We start from the raw sequence: 21500 nt of genomic DNA, 5'->3' as shown, positions 1-21500 counted from the left end.
TCACTCCGCTGACCTGGAGTTTTTACGCCGGTTGGCGTTGAAGCGCGCCTTCTTCTGACGGTTCCCGCAGGTGTTCATGTCACACCATCTGCGGGTGCGGCTTTGGCTGGTGTCGAAGAAGGCGGCCTGGCAGGTGGGTGACGCACACAAGGCCAGCTTTCCGTCCCGTTCGCCCGAGATGATGCTGATCGCGTCGGCGGCGATCACGCTGAGCGCATCTTCCACGCACGAAGCCGAGCTGAGCCGCCACCGCCGATGCCCCTCGGGCGTCAGGATCGCTGCGGCCCGCCCCTGAACGCTGGAGTCGTTGATGACCCGGACGGCGGATGCGGGGAGAGCGTCCTGGATCGCGGCCGCTGTCGCGGCGGCGTGAATCGACTCCCGCAGTTCCCGAGCCAGGTCGAGCTGGACAGCGGTGCAGGAGTCCACCGCGAGGCCGTTCACCACCAGCCAGTCGACGAGGCGGTGCGGCGTGGGAATGCGCTCCACGGGGACGCCGTGCCGCTCCGACAGGGTCCCCGTGAAGCTGGTCGCCAGCACGCTACCGAGGCGGAAGTCAGGGAACACAGCAGGCATGGAACCACCTTAGCCGGTTGCAGCATGGACCGGAGAACTGTTAGAACCGTCTTAGCCGGTTCTCGATGGGTCGTAGCCGGTTCCGCGACGGCCAGGAGGTCCCATGCCCCGCCCCACCAGCGACGTGGCAGCATGTGAAGCCCGCGCAACCGACGCCGACCTCGCCGATCTGCGCGCGCGGCTGGCCGCGGCGCGACTCCCGGAAGCCGAGACGGTCCGGCGCGCCGCGCCCGACCCTCGCCGATGGGACCAGGGCGTTCCGCTCGCCGACCTCGTCGATGTCGTGAACTACTGGCGCACCGGGTACGACTGGCGGGCGTTCGAGGCGCGCCTCGAACGGATCGGCCAGTTCCGCACGACCATCGATGGCCTGGGAATCCACTTCCTGCACCGCCGATCCGCGCGCGCGGACGCCACCCCGCTGATCCTGACGCACGGCTGGCCGGGCAGCGTCGCCGAGTTCATCGACGTGGTGGACGAGCTGGCGGATCCGAAGGATGCGGACGCGCCGGCGTTCCACGTGGTGGTCCCGTCGTTGCCGGGCTTCGGCTACAGCGACAAGCCGGCCACCACCGGGTGGGGCCTCGAAAAGATCGCGGCCGCCTGGGTGGAACTGATGGGAAGGCTTGGCTACGGCAGGTTCGTGGCCCACGGCGGCGACTGGGGAGGCCCGATCACCACGGTCCTCGGCGGCAGGTTCCCGGCGCACGTCCTCGGCATCCACACGACGACCGCGCAGGCACCGCCCGGGTTGACGACGGACGGGCTGACGGCGACCGAGCGCAGCTGGACCGAGGAGACCCGCGATTTCTGGGACGGCCCCCGCGCGGCGTTCGCGAAGCAGCAGGCGACCCGGCCGCAGACCATCGGTTACTCGCTCGTCGACTCACCGGTCGGGCTGCTCGCCTGGATCCTCGACAAGTTCGCCGCGTGGACGGATACCGAAGACAGCCCGTTCGAGACGATTTCCATGGACAGGTTTCTCGACAACGTCACCCTGTACTGGCTGACACGGACCGGCGCGTCGTCGGCCCGCATCTACTACGAAAGTCATCTCTCGCTCGACCCCGAACTCCGGGTCGACGTCCCGTCGGCCATCGTCGTGTATCCCCGCGACATCGAGAAGTGCCCGCGCCCCTGGGCGCGGGAGCGGTACCGGCGGATCGTCCAATGGAGGTCACCTGAAACCGGGGGGCATTTCCCGTCGCTGGAGGTTCCCGGGTATTTCGTCAGGGATCTGCAAGAGGGCCTCGCGGCGGTGCTGGCCGCCGCTCGGTCCGCTCAGTAGCCGCGCCCCGGGTCGACGGCCCGTTCGGGAGTGCGGCCGGCCTGCACCGCGGCCAGGCACGCGGCGAAGTCGTCCCGGATGTCGCTGTCGGCCGACACGCCCGCCGTGTGCGGGGTGATCACGGTCCTGGGCAGGTTCCAGCAGGGGTGTTCCGGGCCGGCGGGTTCGTCGGCGAGCACGTCAAGGACCGCGCTGCGCACCCGCCCGGCCGTCAGGGCGTCATGCAGCGCCGGCAGGTTCACCGTCGCCCCCCGTCCCACGTTGATGAAACAGGCGTCCTCGGCGCTGGCGAACAGTTTCCCGTCGAAGAGGTCACGCGTCTGCGGGGTGAGCGGGAGGGTGGATATGAGCCAACGTGCTTCGGGGACGACCTTGGCGATGTCGTCGTGGGTGACGACGCGGTCGAAGTCCGCGCTCTCCCGCTCGCTCGTGGCGACCGCGATGGTCCGCATCCCGAAGGCCTTCAGCAGCCGGCCGACCGCACGGCCGATGGCTCCGGCACCGAAGACGACGGCCGTCTCCCCTTGCAGCAGCCGCACCGGCTGGCGCTTCCACACCCGGGCGCGCTGCTGGTCGGTGTAGCCGGTGACCGCCTGGCAGTCGGCGAGCATCCAGGTCAGCGTGTACTCGGCGATGCGCCGGTCCATGGCGCCGACGGTCCGGGTGAACAGGATGTCCGCGGGCCAGTCGCCTTCGGCGAGCACGCCGTCGACACCGGCGTTGGTGCTGTGGAACCACAGCACGTTCGCGGCGCGGAGGTCGGCCGGGAGCCCTGCCCCCACGAAGACGATCGGACGGTCCGCCCCTGCCTCGGCCGGCATCGGCTCCGGCGCCTTCTGCTGCCGTTCGGGCTGCCGCCTTCCGGAGAATGCGGCGAACACGTCGAGGAGTTGGCCGCGCAGCTCCTCGGAAACGTGCGGGGCGGTCAGGATTTCCGCGTCACGAAGAGCCCTGGCGAATTCCGGCGAACCGGGCCGCTGGCCGGGACGGAATTCTCTTCCCTCACTTGCCACCCGTACCACCTATCCACATGTCACCGACACGACCGAGAACAGCCAACGGCAATCAACGGCACCCAAGAGCTACGCCAGTGTAACGACGGGCGCTGCCGCACTTGACGGACGACTGTGAATTCTTGCAGGTCATCCCGGTGATGGCCATCAACTGGATAGCACCGGGACCAACTGGGGACGGACGGTCCCGGCCGGTGTCACCACCGGCCGGGTGCGCCCTCAGCTGTACTCCCCTCAGCGGCCCTCAGCTGTGCGAGCGCAGCAGCGTGCGCATCGTCCGCATGGCCACCGACAGGTTCGCCAGGTCGAACGAGTCGGAGCCGAGGATCTCCTCCAGGGTGGTGCGGGCGCGGCCCAGGATCGCCGCGTTCTTCTGCTCCCAGGACTTGAAGCGCTGCTCGGGTGTCGAGGTGCCGTTCCCGGCCGCGAGGACGTCCGCGGTGAGTGCGGCGTGCGCCGCGTAGAGGTCCTCGCGGATGGAGGCGCGGGCCATGGACTGCCAGCGGTCGGTGCGGGGCAGTTCGATGACCCGGTTCATCAGCCGGGCGATGTCGAGCCGGTCGGAGAGGTCGTAGTAGACCTCGGCGACGTCCAGCGGGTCCTTCTTCATCCGGTCGGCGACGGCGACGATGTCGAGCGTCGGGAAGGTGGACGAGAACCCGGCGACCCGCTGCGCCAGCTCGTCGGGCACGCCGGCGGCGGTCAGCTCGTCGCGGATCGACTGGTACCACTCGGCGTCTCCGCCGCGCAGCAGCTTGGGCAGGTCGGCGGAGACCTGGGCGACGCCTTCGGCGAAGAAGGCGACCGTCTCGGCCAGCTGGAGCGGCTGGGGGCGGTTGTTGAGCAGCCAGCGGGTGCCACGCTCGACGAGCCGGCGCGAGTGCAGCCTGATACGGGTCTGGACGGCCGCCGCGACCACGTTGTCGAGCGACTCGACCGCGTCCCAGACGGTGCCGAGCCCGAAGATCTCGCGGGCCGACAGGTGCGCCCGCACGATCTCCTCCAGCGACGCGCCGCTCTCCTCGCGCAGCCGGTGCAGGAACGTGGAGCCGCCCGTGTTGACCGTGTCGTTCACCAGCAGGGTGGTGATGATCTCGCGGCGGAGCGCGTGCCCGTCGATCTGCTCGGTGAACCGGTCGCGCACCGCCTTCGGGAAGTACTCGTGCAGCAGGCGCTTGAGGTACGGATCGTCGGGCAGGGTGGTGCCGATCAGCTCGTCGGCGGCGGTGATCTTCGTGTAGGCGAGCAGCACGGCCAGCTCGGGCTGGGTCAGGCCGCGGCCCGCGTTCAGCCGCTCGCGGATCTGCCGGTCGGTGGGCAGGAACTCCAGCCCCCGATCCAGGTGGCCGTCGCGGGAGAGCCGGCGCATGAAGCGCTGGTGGGCGTGGAGCAGCGAGGGCGCCTGGGCGATGGAGTTGGCCAGTGCGACGTTCTGCGCGTAGTTGTTCCGCAGGACGAGGCTGCCGACGTCGTCGGTCATCTCGGCGAGGACCTTGTTGCGCTGCTTGAGCGTCAGGTCGCCGTTGGCCACGACCGCGTTCAGCAGGATCTTGATGTTCACCTCGTGGTCGGAGGTGTCCACGCCCGCGCTGTTGTCGATCGCGTCGGTGTTGACGTGGCCGCCGGCCTGCGCGAACTCGATCCGGCCGAGCTGGGTCAGACCCAGGTTGCCGCCCTCGCCGACGACCTGGACGCGCAGCTCGGAGCCGTTCACCCGGATCGCGTCGTTGGCCTTGTCGCCGACGTCCGCGTGGGATTCGGTGCTGGCCTTGACGTAGGTGCCGATGCCGCCGTTCCAGAGCAGGTCCACGGGGGCCTGGAGGATGGCGCGCATCAGGTCGGCCGGCGTCATCTTGGCCACCGGGGCCTCGATGCCGAGGGCCTCGCGGATGTGCGCGTTGAGCTGGATGGCCTTGGCGGAGCGCGGGAAGACGCCGCCGCCGGACGACAGCAGCGAGGTGTCGTAGTCGGCCCAGGAGCTGCGGGGCAGCTCGAACAGGCGGCGGCGCTCCGCGTAGGAGGTGGCCGCGTCCGGGGTGGGGTCGATGAAGATGTGCCGGTGGTCGAAGGCGGCGATCAGGCGGATGTGCTCGCTCAGCAGCATCCCGTTGCCGAACACGTCCCCGGACATGTCACCGACGCCGACGACCGTGAAGTCCTCGGTCTGGGTGTCGTGGCCGACCGACCGGAAGTGCCGCTTCACCGACTCCCAGGCGCCCCGGGCGGTGATGCCCATGCCCTTGTGGTCGTAGCCGGCGGAGCCGCCGGAGGCGAAGGCGTCACCGAGCCAGAAGTCGTAGGACTGGGCGACCTCGTTGGCGATGTCGGAGAAGGTCGCGGTGCCCTTGTCGGCGGCGACCACCAGGTAGGTGTCGTCCTCGTCGTGCCGGACGACGTCGGCGGGCGGGACGACCTCGCCCCCGACCAGGTTGTCGGTGATGTCGAGCAGTGCCGAGATGAACGTCTTGTAGGAGGCGATGCCTTCGGCGAGCCAGGCGTCCCGGTCGACGGCCGGGTCGGGCAGCTGCTTGGCGACGAAGCCGCCCTTGGCGCCGACCGGCACGATGACGGTGTTCTTCACCATCTGCGCCTTGACCAGGCCGAGGATCTCGGTGCGGAAGTCCTCACGCCGGTCCGACCAGCGCAGTCCGCCACGCGCGACCTTGCCGAACCGCAGGTGCACACCCTCGACCCGCGGCGAGTACACCCAGATCTCGTACGCGGGCCGGGGTGCCGGAAGGTCCGGGATGGCCTGCGGGTCGAACTTCATGGAGACGTAGCCGTGCGGCTTGCCGGCGGCCGTGGCCTTGCCGCCCCGTGCGCCGCCCTTGGCACCGGCTTTCCGGTCCCGGGTCGTGCTCGTGCCGTCCGCGCTCTGGAAGAAGTTGGTCCGCAGGGTCGCCTTGATGACGGTGAGGAAGGACCGCAGGATGCGGTCCTCGTCCAGGCTGGCGACCTGGTCGAGCGCGCCCTGCACCTCCTCCAGCAGCCCGTCGATCAGCTCGGTGCCGGCGCGCTGCCGCTCCGGCGACATCCGGGCCTCGAAGAGGGAGACCAGCAGCCGGGTGGTGTGGACGTTGTTGCGGAGGGTGTCCTCCATGTAGTCCTGGCTGAAGGTGGAGCCGGCCTGGCGCAGGTACTTGGCGTAGGCGCGCAGCATCATCGCCTGGCGCCAGGTCAGTCCGGCGCTGAGCACCAGCGCGTTGAAGCCGTCGTTCTCCGCCTGGCCGGTCCACACGGCGGCGAAGGCCTCCTGGACACGCTCGCGTGCGTCGTCGCCGAGGTAGCCGGCGGCGGCACCGCCGATCTGCGGCATCCGCAGGCCGAAGTCGTAGATCCAGGCGGAGCGGGTGCGGTCGACGCAGCGCAGCTCGTAGGGGCGCTCGTCGGTGACCTCGACGCCGAGGCGGCTGAGCACGGGCAGCACGGAGGAGAGCGAGACCTGGTCCCCGGCGCGGTAGATCTTGAACCGCCGCTCGTCGGGGCCGGCGCCCACCGGCTCGTAGAGGGAGAGGGCGAAGTCCGGCTCGCCGTCCTGGGCTCCGGAGAGCTTCTCCAGGTGGACGAGGTCGGCGACGGCGGCGCGCGGGGAGTGGTCGGCCTTGTAGCCCTCCGGGAACGCGCCCTGGTAGCGGCGGTGCAGCTCGGCCGCGCGCTCCTCGCCGCACTCCGCGTTCAGCGCCTCGCTGAAGCCGTCGTCCCAGTTGCGTGCGGCCTCCACCAGACGGGACTCGATGCGCTCCCGGTCGGCCTCACCGACCTGCGGCAGCTCGCTGCCGGGCGCGACCCGGACCACGAAGTGCAGGCGGGACAGGATCGACTCGGTGTTCCAGGCGGTGAAGTCGACGCTGGCGCCGCGCAACTCCTCCTTGAGGATGTCGATGATCCGCAGCCGCACCTCGGTGGTGTAGCGGTCGCGTGGCAGGTAGACGAGCGCCGAATAGTAGCGCCCGTACTCGTCCTTGCGGAGGTAGAGCCGCAGCCGCCGGCGCTCCTGGAGGTAGAGCACGCTGGTGACGATGGACCGCAGCTCGTCGGCCGGGGTCTGGAAGAGTTCGTCGCGCGGGTAGGTCTCCAGGATCTGGAGCAGGTCACGGCCGTCGTGGCTGTTGGGCGAGAAGCCGGCGCCGCGCAGCACCTCCTGCACCTTGCGCCGGATCACCGGCACCCGCCGTACCGACTCGGTGTACGCGGCGGAGGAGAACAGCCCGAGGAAGCGGCGCTCCCCCGTCACGTTCCCCTTGGCGTCGAACTTCTTGACGCCGACGTAGTCGAGGTAGGAGCGCCGGTGCACGGTGGCGCGGCTGTTGGCCTTGGTCAGGACGAGCAGCTTGTGCTCGCGTGCCTTCGCGCCGGCGTCCGCGGGCAGCCGGCTGAGCGCATGGTCGTCGTTGCCGTCGTGCCGGGGGTCGGCGCGCAGGATGCCGAGGCCGGTGCCGGGGACGGCGGCGAGCAGGTCCTCGCCGCGCAGGTCGTACTCCCGGTAGCCGAGGAAGGTGAAGTGGTCGGCCGAGAGCCAACGCAGCAGCTCACGGGCCTCTTCGATCTCCTCGGCCGGCAGGTCGCCGGGGGTGGGCTCGGTGGGCAGGCCGTCGGCGATGCGCACCGCGGCGGCGCGCATCTTCTCCCAGTCCTCCACGGCCTCGCGCGCGTCCGACAGGACCCGCAGGAGATCGCCGGTGATCTCCTTCAGGTCGGCGCGGTCGGTCTCGCGGTCGATCTCGACGTGGATCCAGGACTCGATGTGCGCGTCGTGCGGCAGCTCCGGCGCACCGGCGCCCGGCGCGCGGTCCGCCAGCACCTCGAGGAGCTTGCCGGTGATGTCACGGCGCACCACGATCTGCGGGTGGATGACGAGGTGGATGCCGCGGCCCTGGCGGGACAGCTCGTTGGTGACCGAGTCGACGAGGAAGGGCATGTCGTCGGTGACGACTTCGACGACGGAGTGGCTGCACGTCCAGCCGTTCTCCTCGACGGTGGGGGTGTGGACGCGGACGTTGGCCGTGCCCTGGGGGCGGTTCTCAGCGAGCCGGCAGTGCGAGAAGGCCGCCCCGAAGACGTCGACCGGGTCGCGGTCGGTGAGGTCCTCTGCGGCCGTGTGCAGGTAGTAGCGCTGGAGGAACGCGAGTACGGTCTCCTGGTCGGCGGCGCCGGGAGCGCCCGGGCTGGCCGCTCCCGTCGTCCCGGTCGGAAGGCGCCCCCCTGCCGGGCTGTTCTCAGCTACCCGAGCGGCTCGTGCGAGCAACTCGGCCTTGGCTTCGTCCAGCTTGGTGTGCATTGTCCTCTAGCTCCTGTCGCGCGCCGTTGCGTGACGTAAAATAGTGAAATATATCGCCGTGACGCCGGATCTCGGGTCGACGTCGAGAGTAGGTCTCGATGGGAGAGAAACAGGGGGATTTTGGCGTTTTATGACGCTCGACCCCGTGTATACGAAGACCAGCGAAGACCCGGCGACGGTGGTACTCCGTGCTCTCCGGGCGCAGGGCAGGGGCGATGCCCCCGCGGGATATCGCGCTGATCACGCCCCCACGCTACCCCTCTTCGGGGTGCTGGTGTCATCGGCCATGGCTGCACAAATCCACGGCCGGAAACTTGGCGGAATGCTCCGGAACCACGCGGAAACACGGGATGCCGGGCGCACCTGGGCGGACCCACCCGGGGGGCGATCCCCGCGACGGTGCCCTGGGTGGCGGGCAGTTCATCCCCCTTGTTGCTCCGGACTGGTGAGATGAAACACACCGGGGGCGCACGCGGGCGGCTTGGATGCGCGGAGCAGGGTGGGGGCGTGCGGGCCACGCGGGACGGCCGGGGCGCCGCCCCGTGGCCAAGGTCCTCCCCTACGCCACCAGGCGGGTGGCCGTCTCGACCGCTTCGGCGAGGGTGTCGACGACCGGAACCCCGTCGGCCTCCGCCTCCAGGCTGCGACGGCTGTGCGAACCGCCCGTGTAGAGGACCGCGTGCGCACCGACGTGCCGGGCGGCCGTCGCGTCATCGGACGCGTCGCCTATGACCACGGTCCGGATCGGGTCCACGCCCTCCAGCGCGGCGAGGTGCCGCACCATCTGCTCCGCCTTGGTCCCCCCGGAGGGGCCCGTGCGCCCGTCGACGCGTATGAAGTGCGGCTCGATGCCGAAATCGCGCACCAGCGGGACCAGCTCGGTGTGCCCGTACATGCTCAGGATCGACTGGCTGTGGCCCGCGGACTGCCATCCGGCGAGCTGCGCCCGGGCGCCTTCGGCGAGGCCGCAGACCAGCCGGTGATGCTGATAGTGGCGGTGGAAGACCCGGTCCATGGCCTCCCACTCGGCTCCGCTCGGCAGCCGACCGGTCAGCCGCTCGTAGAACTTGGGCACGGGCACGCAGTACAGCTCGCGGTACTTCTCCAGGGTGATGGGCGGGTAGCCGATCTCCGCGAACGCGGCGTTCGTGGCGCTGACGACCGCTTCGATGTCGTGGAAGAGCGTCCCGTTCCAGTCCCAGACGATGTGTGCTGCGTGCGAGCTCATCCATCGAAGGTATCGCGGGCCACTGACAACGGGACGTGCCGGCCGACCGGCCGCGCCACGGGCAGGTCAGCTCTCGCCCAGGGCGATGAGGTTGGGGATCTCCTGGGTGGCGTACCAGAGGAGTTCGTGGTCCTCGGCGCCGTCCACGGTGAACTGGGCGTCGTCGTCGCCCTGGTCCGCCGCGCCCAGCGCGGCGGCCGCCGCGGAGACGTCCGGCTCGGCGTCGTCGCCGTCCACGTGCACGGCGGCCGCCTTCGTCATGCGGACCGGCGTCGCGATGCGCACCTCACCCAGCGCGCCCGGGTCGAGCCCGCGGTCGGGGTCGGGCATGGCCTCGCCGTCGGGGACGTCGGCGGCGATGACGACGCGCCGGCGTGCGGTCTCCGGCCGGGTGGCGAGCAGCCGCAGCGAGGCGAGCGCGGCGCGGTTCAGCGCCGCGTACTCCAGCTCCTCGATGTCGTCGGAGAGGTACCACTCACGCAGGGCGGGCGTCACGGCGTACGCGGTCAGCGGGGCCGGTCCCAGCTCGCCCGTCCGGTGTGCTTCGGCCAGGCCGGGGAGGGTCAGGGGGACATAGACACGCATCTCTGGCCGCTTTCGTCGACGTTCGGTCATGCCGCCGCGCTCGGTCGCACCGCACGGAGGGGCCACAGAATACGTGGGCCCGCAGCGCACCCGGATCGCAGCCGTCCGGTGCCGGGGAGGAGACGGTTCCCGGGACCGGCAGCCGACCGGTACCCCAGATAGGTGAATCTCAGGCCTCGTTCCGTCCCGCCCGGCGCCTGTTGCACCGTCCGCCCCCGGCCTCGTACAAGATCCCCAGCACAAGCTACCGCCCGGTAGACGACCGGGTGTCGAACGGGGGAAGTCAGATGGACAAGGTCATGACGAGGGCGGCCACCCGGGCCGATACGGCTGGGGTGGCGAGCGGCACCAGGAGCAGCGGCCAGGCCGCGATCCGAGGCCCGGGCACCCGCACCAACAACCGTCCGCCGGGCCGCCGCGACCCACGGCGCCCCGGCGGCATCCCGCAACGGGCATCCGGCGCCCACCCCCGGCTCACACGATCGGGCGAATCGCAGCGTGGCGTGCCGCAGCACGGGGCCCCGCAGCCCCGCGTGCCGCAGCCCTGCCCACCGCGGCCCACCGATGTGTTCGCCGAGAAGCTGCTGGCCGTGCTGAGCGGGCAACGTCCGGTGCACTGGATGCTGCGACACACCGCGGGCCGCGCCTACGACGAGCTGGCCTGGCTGGCCGACCGCTCGCCGCTGGCCACCGGCACGGCGCGCCCCGTCGTCCGGGACGTCGGCTACTTCCTGCCCCGGGCAGGTGCCGTCGAGGCCTTCGCCCGGATCGCCACGGGCGATCGGGTACGCGCCATGGCGTTCCGCCTGGAGCGCGGCGCCGACCACCGATGGCGGTGCACCGCCATCGAACTCGGCGGCCCGGACCTACGCCGACCGGCCGAGGCGGAGTGACGGAGTAACGCTGAGCCGTCCCGAGCCGGCCCGGGCCTCGTCCATCGCGCGCGAGCTCGGCGCCCGGGAGGCTCGGCACGGGGCCTCGGGCTGGCTTCCGGTGGCCCGGGGACTGAGGGCTCGGGCCGACTCCGGGTGACTCGCGGGTGCCGCGGCCCACGCACGGCCCCGCATACACCCCCTCTTGCCCCTTGCTCCACCGGGAGCCGCCGGGGCGGCCCTTCGTGCAACGACGGCCGCAACACCACGCACCGAAACGCCGGGCCGGGCACCCTGCCGAAACGCCGGGGCCGGGCACCCTCAAGGATGCCCGGCCCCGGATGAGCCCGATGGACTACGGATGCCCGGTCTCGCCGGGAACCGTCAGTTCTTGCGACTCTAGCGACTCTTGCGACGTCACTTCTTGCGGCGTCGGCCGCCCTTCTGCTGCTTGCGGCGCTCCGCGCGGGTCAGGCCGTCCGCCTCGGAGCGGACCGGGCCCGTGTCGTCGTTGGTGAAGTCGCCCTCGACGACACCGCCCTCGCCGTCCACGGTGGGCGCGGAGAAGTGCAGGCGGTCGGGGCGCTGCGGGGCGTCGAGGCCCTTGGCGCGGATCTCGGGACGGGCGCCGGCACCGGCGGGGACGGCGTCGGCCACCTCCTTTTCGAGGGCCACCGCATCCTCGGTCTCCTCGACCTCGACCTCCTCGACCTGCTGCTCGACCTGGACCTCCAGGTTGAACAGGTAGCCGATGGACTCCTCCTTGATGCCCTCCATCATGGCGGTGAACATGTCGAAGCCCTCGCGCTGGTACTCCACCAGCGGGTCCTTCTGGGCCATGGCACGCAGGCCGATGCCCTCCTGGAGGTAGTCCATCTCGTAGAGGTGCTCGCGCCACTTGCGGTCCAGCACCGACAGCACCACGCGCCGCTCCAGCTCACGCATGATCTCGGAGCCGAGCTGCTCCTCGCGCGCCTCGTACTGCTCGCGGATGTCGTCCTTGACGGCGTCCGTGATGAACTCGGCGGTCAGGCCCGCGCGGTCGCCCGCCTCGTCCTCCAGCTCCTCGACGGTGACCTTCACCGGGTAGAGCTGCTTGAAGGCGCCCCACAGCCGGTCCAGGTCCCACTCCTCGGCGAACCCCTCGGCCGTCTCCGCGGAGACGTAGGCGTCGATGGTGTCGTCCATGAAGTGCTGGATCTGCTCCTGGAGGTCCTCGCCCTCCAGGACGCGGCGGCGCTCGCCGTAGATGACCTCACGCTGCCGGTTGAGGACCTCGTCGTACTTGAGGACGTTCTTCCGGGTCTCGAAGTTCTGCTGCTCGACCTGGGACTGCGCGGAGGCGATGGCGCGGGTGACCATCTTGTTCTCGATCGGCACGTCGTCCGGGACGTTGGCCATGGACATCACGCGCTCGACCATCTGGGCCTTGAACAGCCGCATCAGGTCGTCGCCGAGGGAGAGGTAGAACCGCGACTCGCCGGGGTCGCCCTGACGACCGGAGCGGCCGCGCAGCTGGTTGTCGATACGGCGCGACTCGTGCCGCTCGGTGCCGAGCACATAGAGCCCACCGAGGTCCTTGACCTCTTCGAACTCCTCCTTGACGGCCTGCTCGGCCTTCGCCAGCGCGTCGGGCAGCGCGGCGGCCCACTCCTCGATGTGCTCCTCCGGGTCGAGGCCCTGGGCACGCAGCGCGGCTTCCGCCATCGTCTCCGGGTTACCACCGAGCTTGATGTCCGTCCCGCGGCCGGCCATGTTCGTGGCGACCGTGACGGCGCCCTTGCGGCCCGCCTGGGCGACGATCACGGCTTCCCGGTCGTGCTGCTTGGCGTTGAGCACCTCGTGCTTGACGCCGCGCTTGGTCAGCTGCTGCGAGAGGTACTCGGACTTCTCGACCGAGGTGGTGCCGACCAGGATCGGCTGGCCCAGCTCGTGCTTCTCGGCGATGTCGTCGACGACCGCGTCGAACTTGGAGACCTCGGTCCGGTAGATCAGGTCCGACTGGTCCTTGCGGATCATGGGACGGTTGGTCGGGATCGGGACGACGCCGAGCTTGTAGATCTGGTTGAACTCGGCGGCCTCGGTCATCGCCGTACCGGTCATGCCGGAGAGCTTGTCGTAGAGGCGGAAGAAGTTCTGGAGGGTGATCGTGGCGAGCGTCTGGTTCTCGTCCTTGATGTCCACGCCCTCTTTGGCCTCGATGGCCTGGTGCATGCCCTCGTTGTACCGGCGGCCGGCGAGGATACGGCCGGTGTGCTCGTCGACGATCATGACCTCGCCGTCGATGACGACGTAGTCCTTGTCCTTCTTGAAGAGTTCCTTGGCCTTGATGGCGTTGTTCAGGTAGCCGACCAGCGGGGTGTTCACCGACTCGTAGAGGTTGTCGATGCCCAGCCAGTCCTCGACCTTGGTGACGCCGGAGTCATGGATGCCTACGGTGCGCTTCTTCTCGTCGACCTCGTAGTCGCCGGTCTCCTCGACGCCCTTGAGCGGGTTGCCCGCCTCGCCGCGCTTGAGGCGCAGGACGAGCTTGGCGAAGTCGCCGTACCACTTGGTGGCCTGGTCGGCGGGGCCGGAGATGATCAGCGGGGTGCGGGCCTCGTCGACGAGGATGGAGTCGACCTCGTCGACGATCGCGTAGTTGTGGCCACGCTGGACGAGTTCCTCCTTGGACCAGGCCATGTTGTCGCGGAGGTAGTCGAAGCCGAACTCGTTGTTCGTGCCGTAGGTGATGTCGCAGGCGTACTGCTCGCGGCGCTGGGCCGGCGTCATGTTCGCCAGGATGCAGCCGACGGACAGGCCCAGGAACTTGTGGACGCGGCCCATCATCTCGGAGTCGCGCTCGGCCAGGTAGTCGTTGACCGTGATCAGGTGCACACCGCGGCCCGACAGGGCGTTCAGATAGGCCGGCATGGTGCTGACCAGGGTCTTGCCCTCGCCGGTCTTCATCTCGGCGACATGGCCCCAGTGCAGCGCGGCGCCACCCATGACCTGCACGTCGTAGTGCCGCTGGCCCAGGACGCGGCGGGCGGCCTCGCGGACCGTCGCGAAGGCCTCGGGCATCAGGTCTTCGAGGGCCTTCTTCAGGACGGCGTCATGCTTGGACTCGTCCGACTCGGCTTCCAGCGCGTCGGCGATCTGCTGCTTGTACTCGTCGGTGAGGGCCCGCAGCTCGGCGTCGGAGAGGCTCTCGAAGTCCTCTTCGATGGAGTTGACCTGGTCCGCGATACGGTGCAGCTTCCGCAGGATCTTGCCTTCACCTGCACGCATGATCTTTGTGAGGACGGACACGGGGCTCGGTCTCCTTGCCGGTCGGGCCTGGCGCGGTCGGTTGGGCAACGGCCATCGTATGCGAGGACCCCGCCGCCCCGGGAGGTCTGCCGCATCTACGGCCACACGGACAACGCCCGGGAGTCGGGGAAAGTGCCGCACGCTCGCACCGAAAAGCCATGGCGTGCCCACTGTGCCACGCGCAGAATCACCAGATGGAACCAGAGACACTGACCACCGCCCGGCTGCTGCTGCGGACCGTGGGCGCGCAGGACGCACCCGCCGTACTCGCGGCCTGCCAGGACCCCCTCATCAGGCGCTGGACCACGGTTCCGTCCCCGTATCTGCCCGAGCACGCGGAGAGTTTTCTGACCCAGCAGGTCCCGGACGGCTGGCGCACCGGGACGATGTTCACATTCGGCGCATTTCTGGTGAACGGGGCGGTATCGGGCTCGGTGGACGCACGCCCGTCGCCCCCGGCGGCTGCGGTCCTGCCGGATCCGGCGGTTACGGGCGTGTCCGGGACGGGTGCCGGTCGGGGCGGACGGGACGGTTCCGCAGAGTGGGCCGCGCGGGGCGGTCGGCCCGGGGGGAACGGGACGGTGCCGCTCGTCGCGATGCTCGGGATCACGCTGCGCGGCCTGGGCACCGGCGAGATCGGGTTCTGGGCGGCTCCGGAGCACCGCGGACGCGGATACGTCACCGAGGCGACCCTTGCCCTGACCCGCTGGGCGTTCACCCGGGTCGCGATCGACCGGGTGGAGTGGCGGGCCGAGGTGGGCAACGCCGACTCGCGTGCGGTGGCCGAGCGGGCCGGCTTCACCATGGAGGGCGTGCTGCGCTCTGGCCTGGTGAACAAGGGGGTGCGCCGTGACTGCTGGGTGGGCTCGCTGCTCCCCTCCGACCTGGGGCTCGGCTCGGCCCAGGCATACCTCCCGACGCCGCAGCGCCAGGCCTGACATCCGCCCGGCCGGTGGGGCGGGCGGATCCGGGTGGGATTGTCAGTGGCGGCCCTTATCGTGTGCGGCATGACGAGTCTGCCGCCACCGGTCGCCGAGCTCTCCGCCGATGAGGCCCGCCGCATAGTGCTGCGCGCACAGGGGCTGCTGGGCGCGCCGGACCGCAAGGGGGGCGTTCAGGGGGTGCTCCGTCACCTCGGCGCCGTGCAGCTCGACACCATCTCCGTGCTGGCCCGCAGCCATGAGCTGGTGCCCTATGCGCGGCTCGGCGCCGTCGGCCGCCGCACCGTGGAGGACGCGTACTGGAACCCGCGCCCGGGCGCCGCCCCGCACGCGTTCGAGTACTGGTCCCACGCCGCGTGCGTGCTCCCGGTCGAGGAGTGGCCGCACTTCGCCTTCCGCCGCCGCGCCTACCTCGCCCGGCCGCACTGGAACCACCACCTGCCCGACGGCGCCTACGACCAGGTGATCAAGCAGCTCCGCACGGAGGGCCCGCTCACCGCCACCGAGCTGGGCGGCGCGAAGAACGGCGGCCTGTGGTGGGACTGGTCGGCCGCCAAGGTCGCCGTCGAGCGCGCGCTGATGTACGGCGAGGTGGTGTGCACCCGGCGGCGCGGCTGGAAGCGGGTCTACGACCTCGCGGAGCGCGCCATCCCCGCCGAGTTCCGGCATGACGACCTCACCGACCGGGAGTGCCTGCGCCGCCTGGTGCGCCTGGCCGGCCGGTCACTCGGCGTCGGCACCCGTGCGGACATAGCGGACTACCACCGGCTGAAGGCCGAGCAGGTCGATGCGGTGATCGCGGACTCCGGCCTGGTCCCCGTGCGGGTGGTGGGCTGGTCCAGGACGTCGAGCGGCGCCCGGGGCGGCTCCGGGCGCGCCGCGCGTGCGGGGGGAGCCTCGGGGACGGCGGTCATGGACGCGTGGGCCGACCCCGCTGCTCTGGAGACGGTGCCGCGCGGACGCCACCGCACGACCCTGCTGTCACCGTTCGACTCGCTAGTCTGGGAGCGCGCCAGAACCGAGCGGATCTTCGGGTTCGCCCACCGGCTGGAGGCCTATGTGCCCCGGCAGAAGCGGGTGTACGGGTACTTCGCGATGCCGGTGCTGGCGGGCGGGCGGCTGGTGGGCCGGGTGGACCCGGCGCGTGAGGGGAGCACGCTCGTGGCGAAGCAGGTGTCCCTGTCGCGGACCGACGGCAAGGCGCTGCGCGGCGTGGCCGAAGCGCTGGTCGAGGCGGCGGGCTGGGTGGGCTGCTCCGATGTACGCCTGGAGCGCGTGGAGGCCCCGGAGCTGCGCACCGCCCTGGGCGAGGAGCTGGCCCGAGCCCTGCGATGACGGACGCCGCAGAAGGCCGGGGACGCCCGCGCGGTCAGCGAATTTCCAGGATCTTCTCGCGCATCGCATAGACGACCGCCTCCATCCGGGAGTGCAGCTGAAGCTTCTCCAGGATGTTGCGGACGTGGTTCTTCACGGTGTTCTCGCTGATGTAGAGCTCTTTGGCGATGTCCCGGTTGTTCATCCCGGTGGCCACGAGCTTGAGCACTTCCAGCTCACGGTCGGTGAGCCGCGGCGCGGGGACCAGACGGCGCTCGTCGGTGCGCTGGATCATCGACTTGAACTCGGTGAGCAGCTTGGACGCCATGGAGGGGCTGATCTGCGACTGCCCGTCGGCGACGGCCCGGATCGCGGTGGCCACCTCGTCGGTGGAGATCTCCTTGAGGAGATAGCCGGTGGCGCCCGCCTTGATCGCGTCGTAGAGGTCGGCCTCCTCGTCACTGATCGTCAGCATGATGATCTTCGCACTGGGAGCCACCTCCTTGATGGAGGTGCACGCCTCGATGCCGCCGCGCTTCGGCATCCGGACGTCCATGAGGATGATGTCGGGAAGCAGGTCGGCCGCCTTGTCGACGGCCTCGGCGCCGTCGCCGGCCTCCCCGACCACCTCGATGTCCTCCTCGGTGGCCAGCACGATCTCCAGGCCCCGGCGGAAGAGGGCGTGATCGTCCACCACGAGGACCCGGATCGGCTCCCGGTCCGGCGCATCCGCGTCCGGCCCGGCTGCCCCTTCCTCCGCCTCGTCCGCGGCGGCCTTGGCGTCAAGGTGGTGGGCGCCGCGCAGTGGTCCGAAACTGTCCGCCATCGTTCCTCCCCCTGAAGGCCATGGCCCGTCTGCTCGCTGCCGTGCGGTCCTGGTCCAAGCCGGGTCGGCAACACCCCGGTTGGGCAGACGCCCATGATTTCATGCCCAGGTGACAGTACGGCGACGGTGAGCCCGTGGATGTCGGGGCACGGGGGCGCCCCTGGGGCGCACACGCGCGCTCCAGGGGCACCGGGCCCGGGCGGTGCGGTCCTCACAGGCCGCGCCGCGGGGGCGGAAGATGGGGGTTGTCGGCGGGCCGGCCAGCCTGCGGGAAGGCTGACCGGCCGCGTCGGCAGGTCCGCCGGATCGGCCGCCTCAGCCGCCGAGCGAGTCGCCCGCCTCGGGTGATGCCGTCCCGGCGATCATGGGGTCGGTGCTGAGGTGGATGACGCCGTAGTCGTAGGCATGACGGCGGTAGACGACGCTCGGCTCCTTCGTCTCGGAGTCGACGAACAGATAGAAATCGTGCCCGACCAGCTCCATCTCGTACAACGCCTGATTGAGTGTCATCGGCGACGCGACGTGGGTCTTCTCCCGGACCACGAGCGGGCCTTCGCCCATGACCTCCAGGGAGCCCATCTTCTTCGTGGGGACGGCGTCCGGCTCTTCCTTCCTGGCGATGGTCCCGTCGCCGTTGAACTCGGCCGCCTCGGGGACGTGTTCGGGAACCGCGGCGGCTGAAACCCTGCCGTGGCCGCGGCGCGTCCGCTTGTCGTGCTGCCTGCGCAGCCGTGCTTCCAGCTTGTCCGTCGCCAGATCGAGCGCCGCGTACGGATCGCTGGCCGATGCCTCCGCCCGGATCACCGGTCCGCGCGAGCGGAGCGTGATCTCCACGCGCTCGCAACGGTCGGCCTGGCGGGGGTTGGTCTCCTTGGACACCTCGACGTCTAGGCTGATCACCTTGCCATCGAGCTTCTGGATCTTGTCCAGCTTCAGCTTCTCGGCCACGTGCCTCCGGAACCGCTCGGGCACCTCGGTCTTGCGGCCCTTGACGACGATGTCCACGCAGAACTCCGTTCCCGGAATGCTCCGCTTCGTTGCGGAGCAGCTCCCTTGTGCACCAACCAAGCCCCGGACGGGCCCGGGGCGTCGGACTCGGTGACGTCCACCTCCTCTTCCCCCGCGGGCGAGAAGCCCACCCCACCGGTTCGAGTGATGACCTGAGCTCGAAATCCGGCATTTCAGGGTTTCGATACATAAGGGACGATATCTGCCATTCCTCACAATCGAACATATCTCGCCTGCGCGGATGGCGTCACCCTTTTCCTCGCCATACCTCCGTCCCGGTGAGTCGACCCTCACCAGCTTCACCAGCACTCGCCGGCTGCGAGACCTCTCTGGTCTCCCGCTTCTTCCCCTCCAGCCGCCCCGTTATCCACTCGCGCGCCGCCGGATCACACCTTTCCGGAACCTTCCCTTCCGGGCTGATCGCTTCCGCTTTCCCGAACGAACCGGGAGCAGCCGCGATCACGGCTGCGGTGATCGTCCCCTCCACCCCCGCGGTCCGCACGGCGCGCGCCGCCTCCGCCAGGGAGGCCCCCGTCGTCATGAGATCGTCCACGAGGACGATCCGGCGTGCGCCCCGCAGCAGCCGCTCCGCACCGGCGGTCACCTCCAGCGCGCCGGCAAGATTCGCCCGACGCTGCCGGGGGCCCAGGCGCGACTGGTCGGCGACGCCGCGCCGCTGCCGTAGCGCCGCCAGCACCCGCACCGGGGCGCCGGAGCGCCGCAGCACGCCCGCCGCGGCATAGGCGATGCGGCACGCGGCGTCATGCCCCCGGGCCCGCACCGCCCGCCGCGCGGACGGCACCGGCACCAGCAGCCAGCAGCCGTCGAGGCCCCGCGGGGACCGTCCGGCCGCCGGCGCGGACTGCCACCGGCCGGCCCGTACCGCCCCCGCCAAGGCCCGGCCCAGCGGCGCGGCGAGGCCGAGCGCACCGCGCTCCTTGTGGGCCAGCAACACCGCGCGCACCTCGTCCGCGTACGGCGCGGCGGCGTGCACGGCGGGCAGCCCCGGCGGCTCGGGAACCGGACGCACCAGGCGCGGCGACCCGCCGTGGAGCGCCCGCTCGCATCGGGCACACAGTGTCGTACGAGACCGCCCGCAGCCTGCGCATTCGGCCGGCACCACAAGGTCCATGAGGTCCTGCCACCACCCCCTCATGCGCACCACTGTGCCAACGCGCCCGCCGCCCTGTCACCCCTGTGGATAACTCCCTGTGGATAACTTCGCGGCGCGCGACGCGCGACGAGGCCGCGAGGTACACGGCGGCCCGGGGGGTGGGCGTAGCTACCCGGGATAGACCGGCGACGTGCCGTCCACCCCGCTCTTGCCGACGGTCTGCCAAGGGGCACCCTGCGGCATGCGGACGATCCCGTCGTCCGAGAGCGCCACCAGCGGAAGCTGCTCGTCGTCGGCCGCCGCGATCTCCGCCACGCCGGTGAGACCGGGCAGCACTCCGCTCGCGGGCGCCGAGCCGTCGCACTGGACGTAGCGCACCTGCTGCACGCCGCCGGACTCGCGTCCGACGACCACCAGACGGCTACCGCCCGCCCACGACATCGCCGTGACCTGCTCCATCTGGGGCGCTCCCGGGCGCAGCCCGGCAATCCTGACCGTGCTCTCGCCGGCGTCGTCCTCCCGCTCGATCCGGCCGACGTACAGGTGCTCCTTGCCGTCCTTGTCGACGAGGAGCGCGATCCGTGCGCCGTCGGCCGCCACCCGCACCGCTTCGATCCGGCCGGGGTCGAGCCGCGGTGTGCTGACCTCGACGGGGTCGCCCGTGCCATGGTCCAGGACCAGGAGATGCGGACGGTCCGGGTCCCGGTCGGCGATCCACAGATCGCCGTGGCCGTCCCAGCTGGGCGCGGTGAGGCGTTCGTCCTTCGCGTCGGCCCGGCTGTGCAGCACCGGATCGCCCAGTGAGGACTGTGCGTCGAGATCGGTGACGTAGAGCTGCCGCCCGTCCGGGGAGACTCCCGCGGCACGGTCCTCGTCATGGGAGACCGCGACCTTGCCCAGCTCCTTCGCGCCGCTCCCGAACGGTCCCGGGACCGGCCGCGGATCGCCGCCCGCCGCGGTCATCCGCATCAGCCGGTGGTCGGCGTCGAGGAAGTACTGGTACGCGGCGCCGCCGGAACTGTGGCGCGGCGCGACCGCCTCGGCACCGTCCGCGGACAGCTCGCACAGCGTCGAACCGTCCGAACGCAGCAGCGTCACCTGGGCTCCTCCGGTCGACGTCAGGTCCTGGAGGGTGAAGACGACCTGCGCCGCCATCTGCTCGCAACGGGCCCGCCCGACCCGGTCGGCCTTGGCGTTCAGCGGCACCTTGAGCGTGTTCTGGTCGTCGGGCTCCAATCCCGTGACGCCCGCCTTCAGACGCGTTCCGGCAGGGAAACCCGTCTGAACGACCGGATCAAGCCATTTCGTGGGCCCAGCGAGCAGGGCCCGCAGTGTCTGGGTCACCGGATCGACCCGCTGCCGTACGTAGATCGGGTCGGCCACCAGCGCCCCTTGGGTGCCGGTGCTGCTCGCCGCGCCGGCCTCGGAGGAGCCGGAGCCGGCGGGCGCGGCGTAGTAGTACGTGTCGACCGGCTGGTAGATCCGCTGGAAGTCGGAGGCGCCGAGCACGATCCCGGTCGGCAGGCGGTCGATGCGCCACTCGCGGTGGCCCCCGCTGATCTCGTGGCTGAGGTGCACGCTTTCGCTGTAGTTGCCTTCGGCGGGCTGGTACGCGTGCTGCGCGTCCACGACCGCGAGCCGGTGGCCCTTGAGAGCGAACTGGCGGCCGTTCTCAGCGCCGTAGCTGCTGTGGTCGCTGATCGCCTCGGCGTTCGGGCCGTCCGCAAGGACGGTGGTGGAACGCTCCGGGTGCCACTTCTTGGACGCGTCCTTGGTCAGATACTTGCGAGCGATCTCAAACTGAGGATCATCGCTGGTCAACGCCTCAAGAAAGCCCTGTACGACCTCGTCGGGGCCATCGTTCCCACGCGGCGGCATGGCGAAGACCCGTACCTGCGAATCCGGCCGCTGTGAGACCTCCACCCCGCGCAGGTCCCCGCTGTCCGGCATGGACGCGCACCCGGCCAGCAGTGCGCCGGCCGAGCCCAGCAGCAGCGCGGTACGCATGGGCCGCCTCAGCGCCGTACCGCCATGGGCGACGGCATCCTGCGGCCGGCCCCCGCCACGCCGTACCGCCCCTGTCCGGTCACGCTGTGGCTCGCCCGCGCTGCCGCGCCGCGGTCTTTCCGGCCATGCGTCCTCCGGCTCCTCCGGCTGCCCGTCGTC

General features: G+C 70.6%; 14 protein-coding genes. 4 read left to right on the top strand and 10 right to left on the bottom strand.

What is annotated here, in order from left to right; genetic code table 11:
* Positions 1-576 carry a CGNR zinc finger domain-containing protein gene (locus NQO67_RS36755; RefSeq protein ID WP_255954803.1) on the bottom strand — a complete coding sequence of 192 codons (576 nt, stop codon included), beginning with the start codon at positions 574-576 and terminating at the stop codon, positions 1-3.
* A gap of 103 nt (positions 577-679) precedes the next feature.
* On the opposite strand from NQO67_RS36755, the gene NQO67_RS36750 reads away from it, so the two are divergent.
* The gene (locus tag NQO67_RS36750) at positions 680-1864 is read left to right on the top strand and encodes an epoxide hydrolase family protein (protein ID WP_255954802.1); all 1185 of its coding nucleotides are present in this window, start codon (positions 680-682) and stop codon (positions 1862-1864) included.
* Here NQO67_RS36750 and NQO67_RS36745 read toward each other — a convergent pair.
* From NQO67_RS36745 to NQO67_RS36730, 4 genes are all read right to left on the bottom strand, one after another.
* Positions 1858-2877 (bottom strand): D-2-hydroxyacid dehydrogenase, encoded by a 1020-nt coding sequence (locus NQO67_RS36745; protein WP_255954801.1) that lies wholly within the window; start codon positions 2875-2877, stop codon positions 1858-1860. The two genes, NQO67_RS36750 and NQO67_RS36745, sit on opposite strands and share 7 nt — an antisense overlap.
* 244 nt (positions 2878-3121) lie before the next feature.
* A complete protein-coding gene (locus tag NQO67_RS36740) occupies positions 3122-8155 on the bottom strand; it encodes an NAD-glutamate dehydrogenase (RefSeq protein WP_255954800.1) in 5034 nt (1677 codons plus the stop codon).
* A gap of 559 nt (positions 8156-8714) precedes the next feature.
* Entirely contained in the window at positions 8715-9383 is a 669-nt protein-coding gene (locus NQO67_RS36735; protein ID WP_255954799.1) for an HAD family hydrolase, read from the bottom strand.
* A 66-nt stretch (positions 9384-9449) separates the two neighbouring features.
* Complete coding sequence (locus NQO67_RS36730; RefSeq protein WP_255954798.1) at positions 9450-9968, bottom strand: DUF6912 family protein; 519 nt, start codon at positions 9966-9968, stop codon at positions 9450-9452.
* Between the two features lie 287 nt (positions 9969-10255).
* On the opposite strand from NQO67_RS36730, the gene NQO67_RS36725 reads away from it, so the two are divergent.
* Entirely contained in the window at positions 10256-10861 is a 606-nt protein-coding gene (locus tag NQO67_RS36725) for an Rv3235 family protein (RefSeq protein WP_255954797.1), read from the top strand.
* Between the two features lie 396 nt (positions 10862-11257).
* Here the strand turns inward: NQO67_RS36725 and secA are convergent, their stop codons facing one another.
* Entirely contained in the window at positions 11258-14131 is a 2874-nt protein-coding gene (gene secA, locus NQO67_RS36720; RefSeq protein WP_255954796.1) for a preprotein translocase subunit SecA, read from the bottom strand.
* Between the two features lie 194 nt (positions 14132-14325).
* Between secA and NQO67_RS36715 the strand changes: the two genes are divergently transcribed.
* Positions 14326-15069, top strand: coding sequence for a GNAT family N-acetyltransferase (locus NQO67_RS36715; RefSeq protein ID WP_255954795.1), 744 nt, complete (start codon positions 14326-14328; stop codon positions 15067-15069).
* Positions 15070-15138: 69 nt separating this feature from the next.
* Positions 15139-16407 (top strand): winged helix-turn-helix domain-containing protein, encoded by a 1269-nt coding sequence (locus NQO67_RS36710; protein WP_255954794.1) that lies wholly within the window; start codon positions 15139-15141, stop codon positions 16405-16407.
* A gap of 34 nt (positions 16408-16441) precedes the next feature.
* On the opposite strand, the gene NQO67_RS36705 is transcribed toward NQO67_RS36710, so the two are convergent.
* From NQO67_RS36705 to NQO67_RS36690, 4 genes are all read right to left on the bottom strand, one after another.
* Positions 16442-17212 (bottom strand): response regulator, encoded by a 771-nt coding sequence (locus NQO67_RS36705; RefSeq protein ID WP_255954793.1) that lies wholly within the window; start codon positions 17210-17212, stop codon positions 16442-16444.
* 315 nt (positions 17213-17527) lie between these two features.
* Entirely contained in the window at positions 17528-18217 is a 690-nt protein-coding gene (gene hpf / locus NQO67_RS36700; RefSeq protein ID WP_374119248.1) for a ribosome hibernation-promoting factor, HPF/YfiA family, read from the bottom strand.
* Between the two features lie 250 nt (positions 18218-18467).
* Positions 18468-19376, bottom strand: coding sequence for a ComF family protein (locus tag NQO67_RS36695; protein ID WP_255954791.1), 909 nt, complete (start codon positions 19374-19376; stop codon positions 18468-18470).
* Positions 19377-19502: 126 nt separating this feature from the next.
* On the bottom strand, positions 19503-21341 hold the full coding sequence (locus NQO67_RS36690; protein WP_374119252.1) for an LpqB family beta-propeller domain-containing protein: 1839 nt from the start codon (positions 21339-21341) through the stop codon (positions 19503-19505).
* Positions 21342-21500 lie beyond the last annotated feature (159 nt).

This window comes from Streptomyces odontomachi (genome assembly GCF_024435355.1).
GTDB classification, from domain to species: domain Bacteria; phylum Actinomycetota; class Actinomycetes; order Streptomycetales; family Streptomycetaceae; genus Streptomyces; species Streptomyces odontomachi.
Note: the sequence above shows the minus strand (reverse complement) of the source record. Positions and strands in the feature narration are given on the sequence as shown.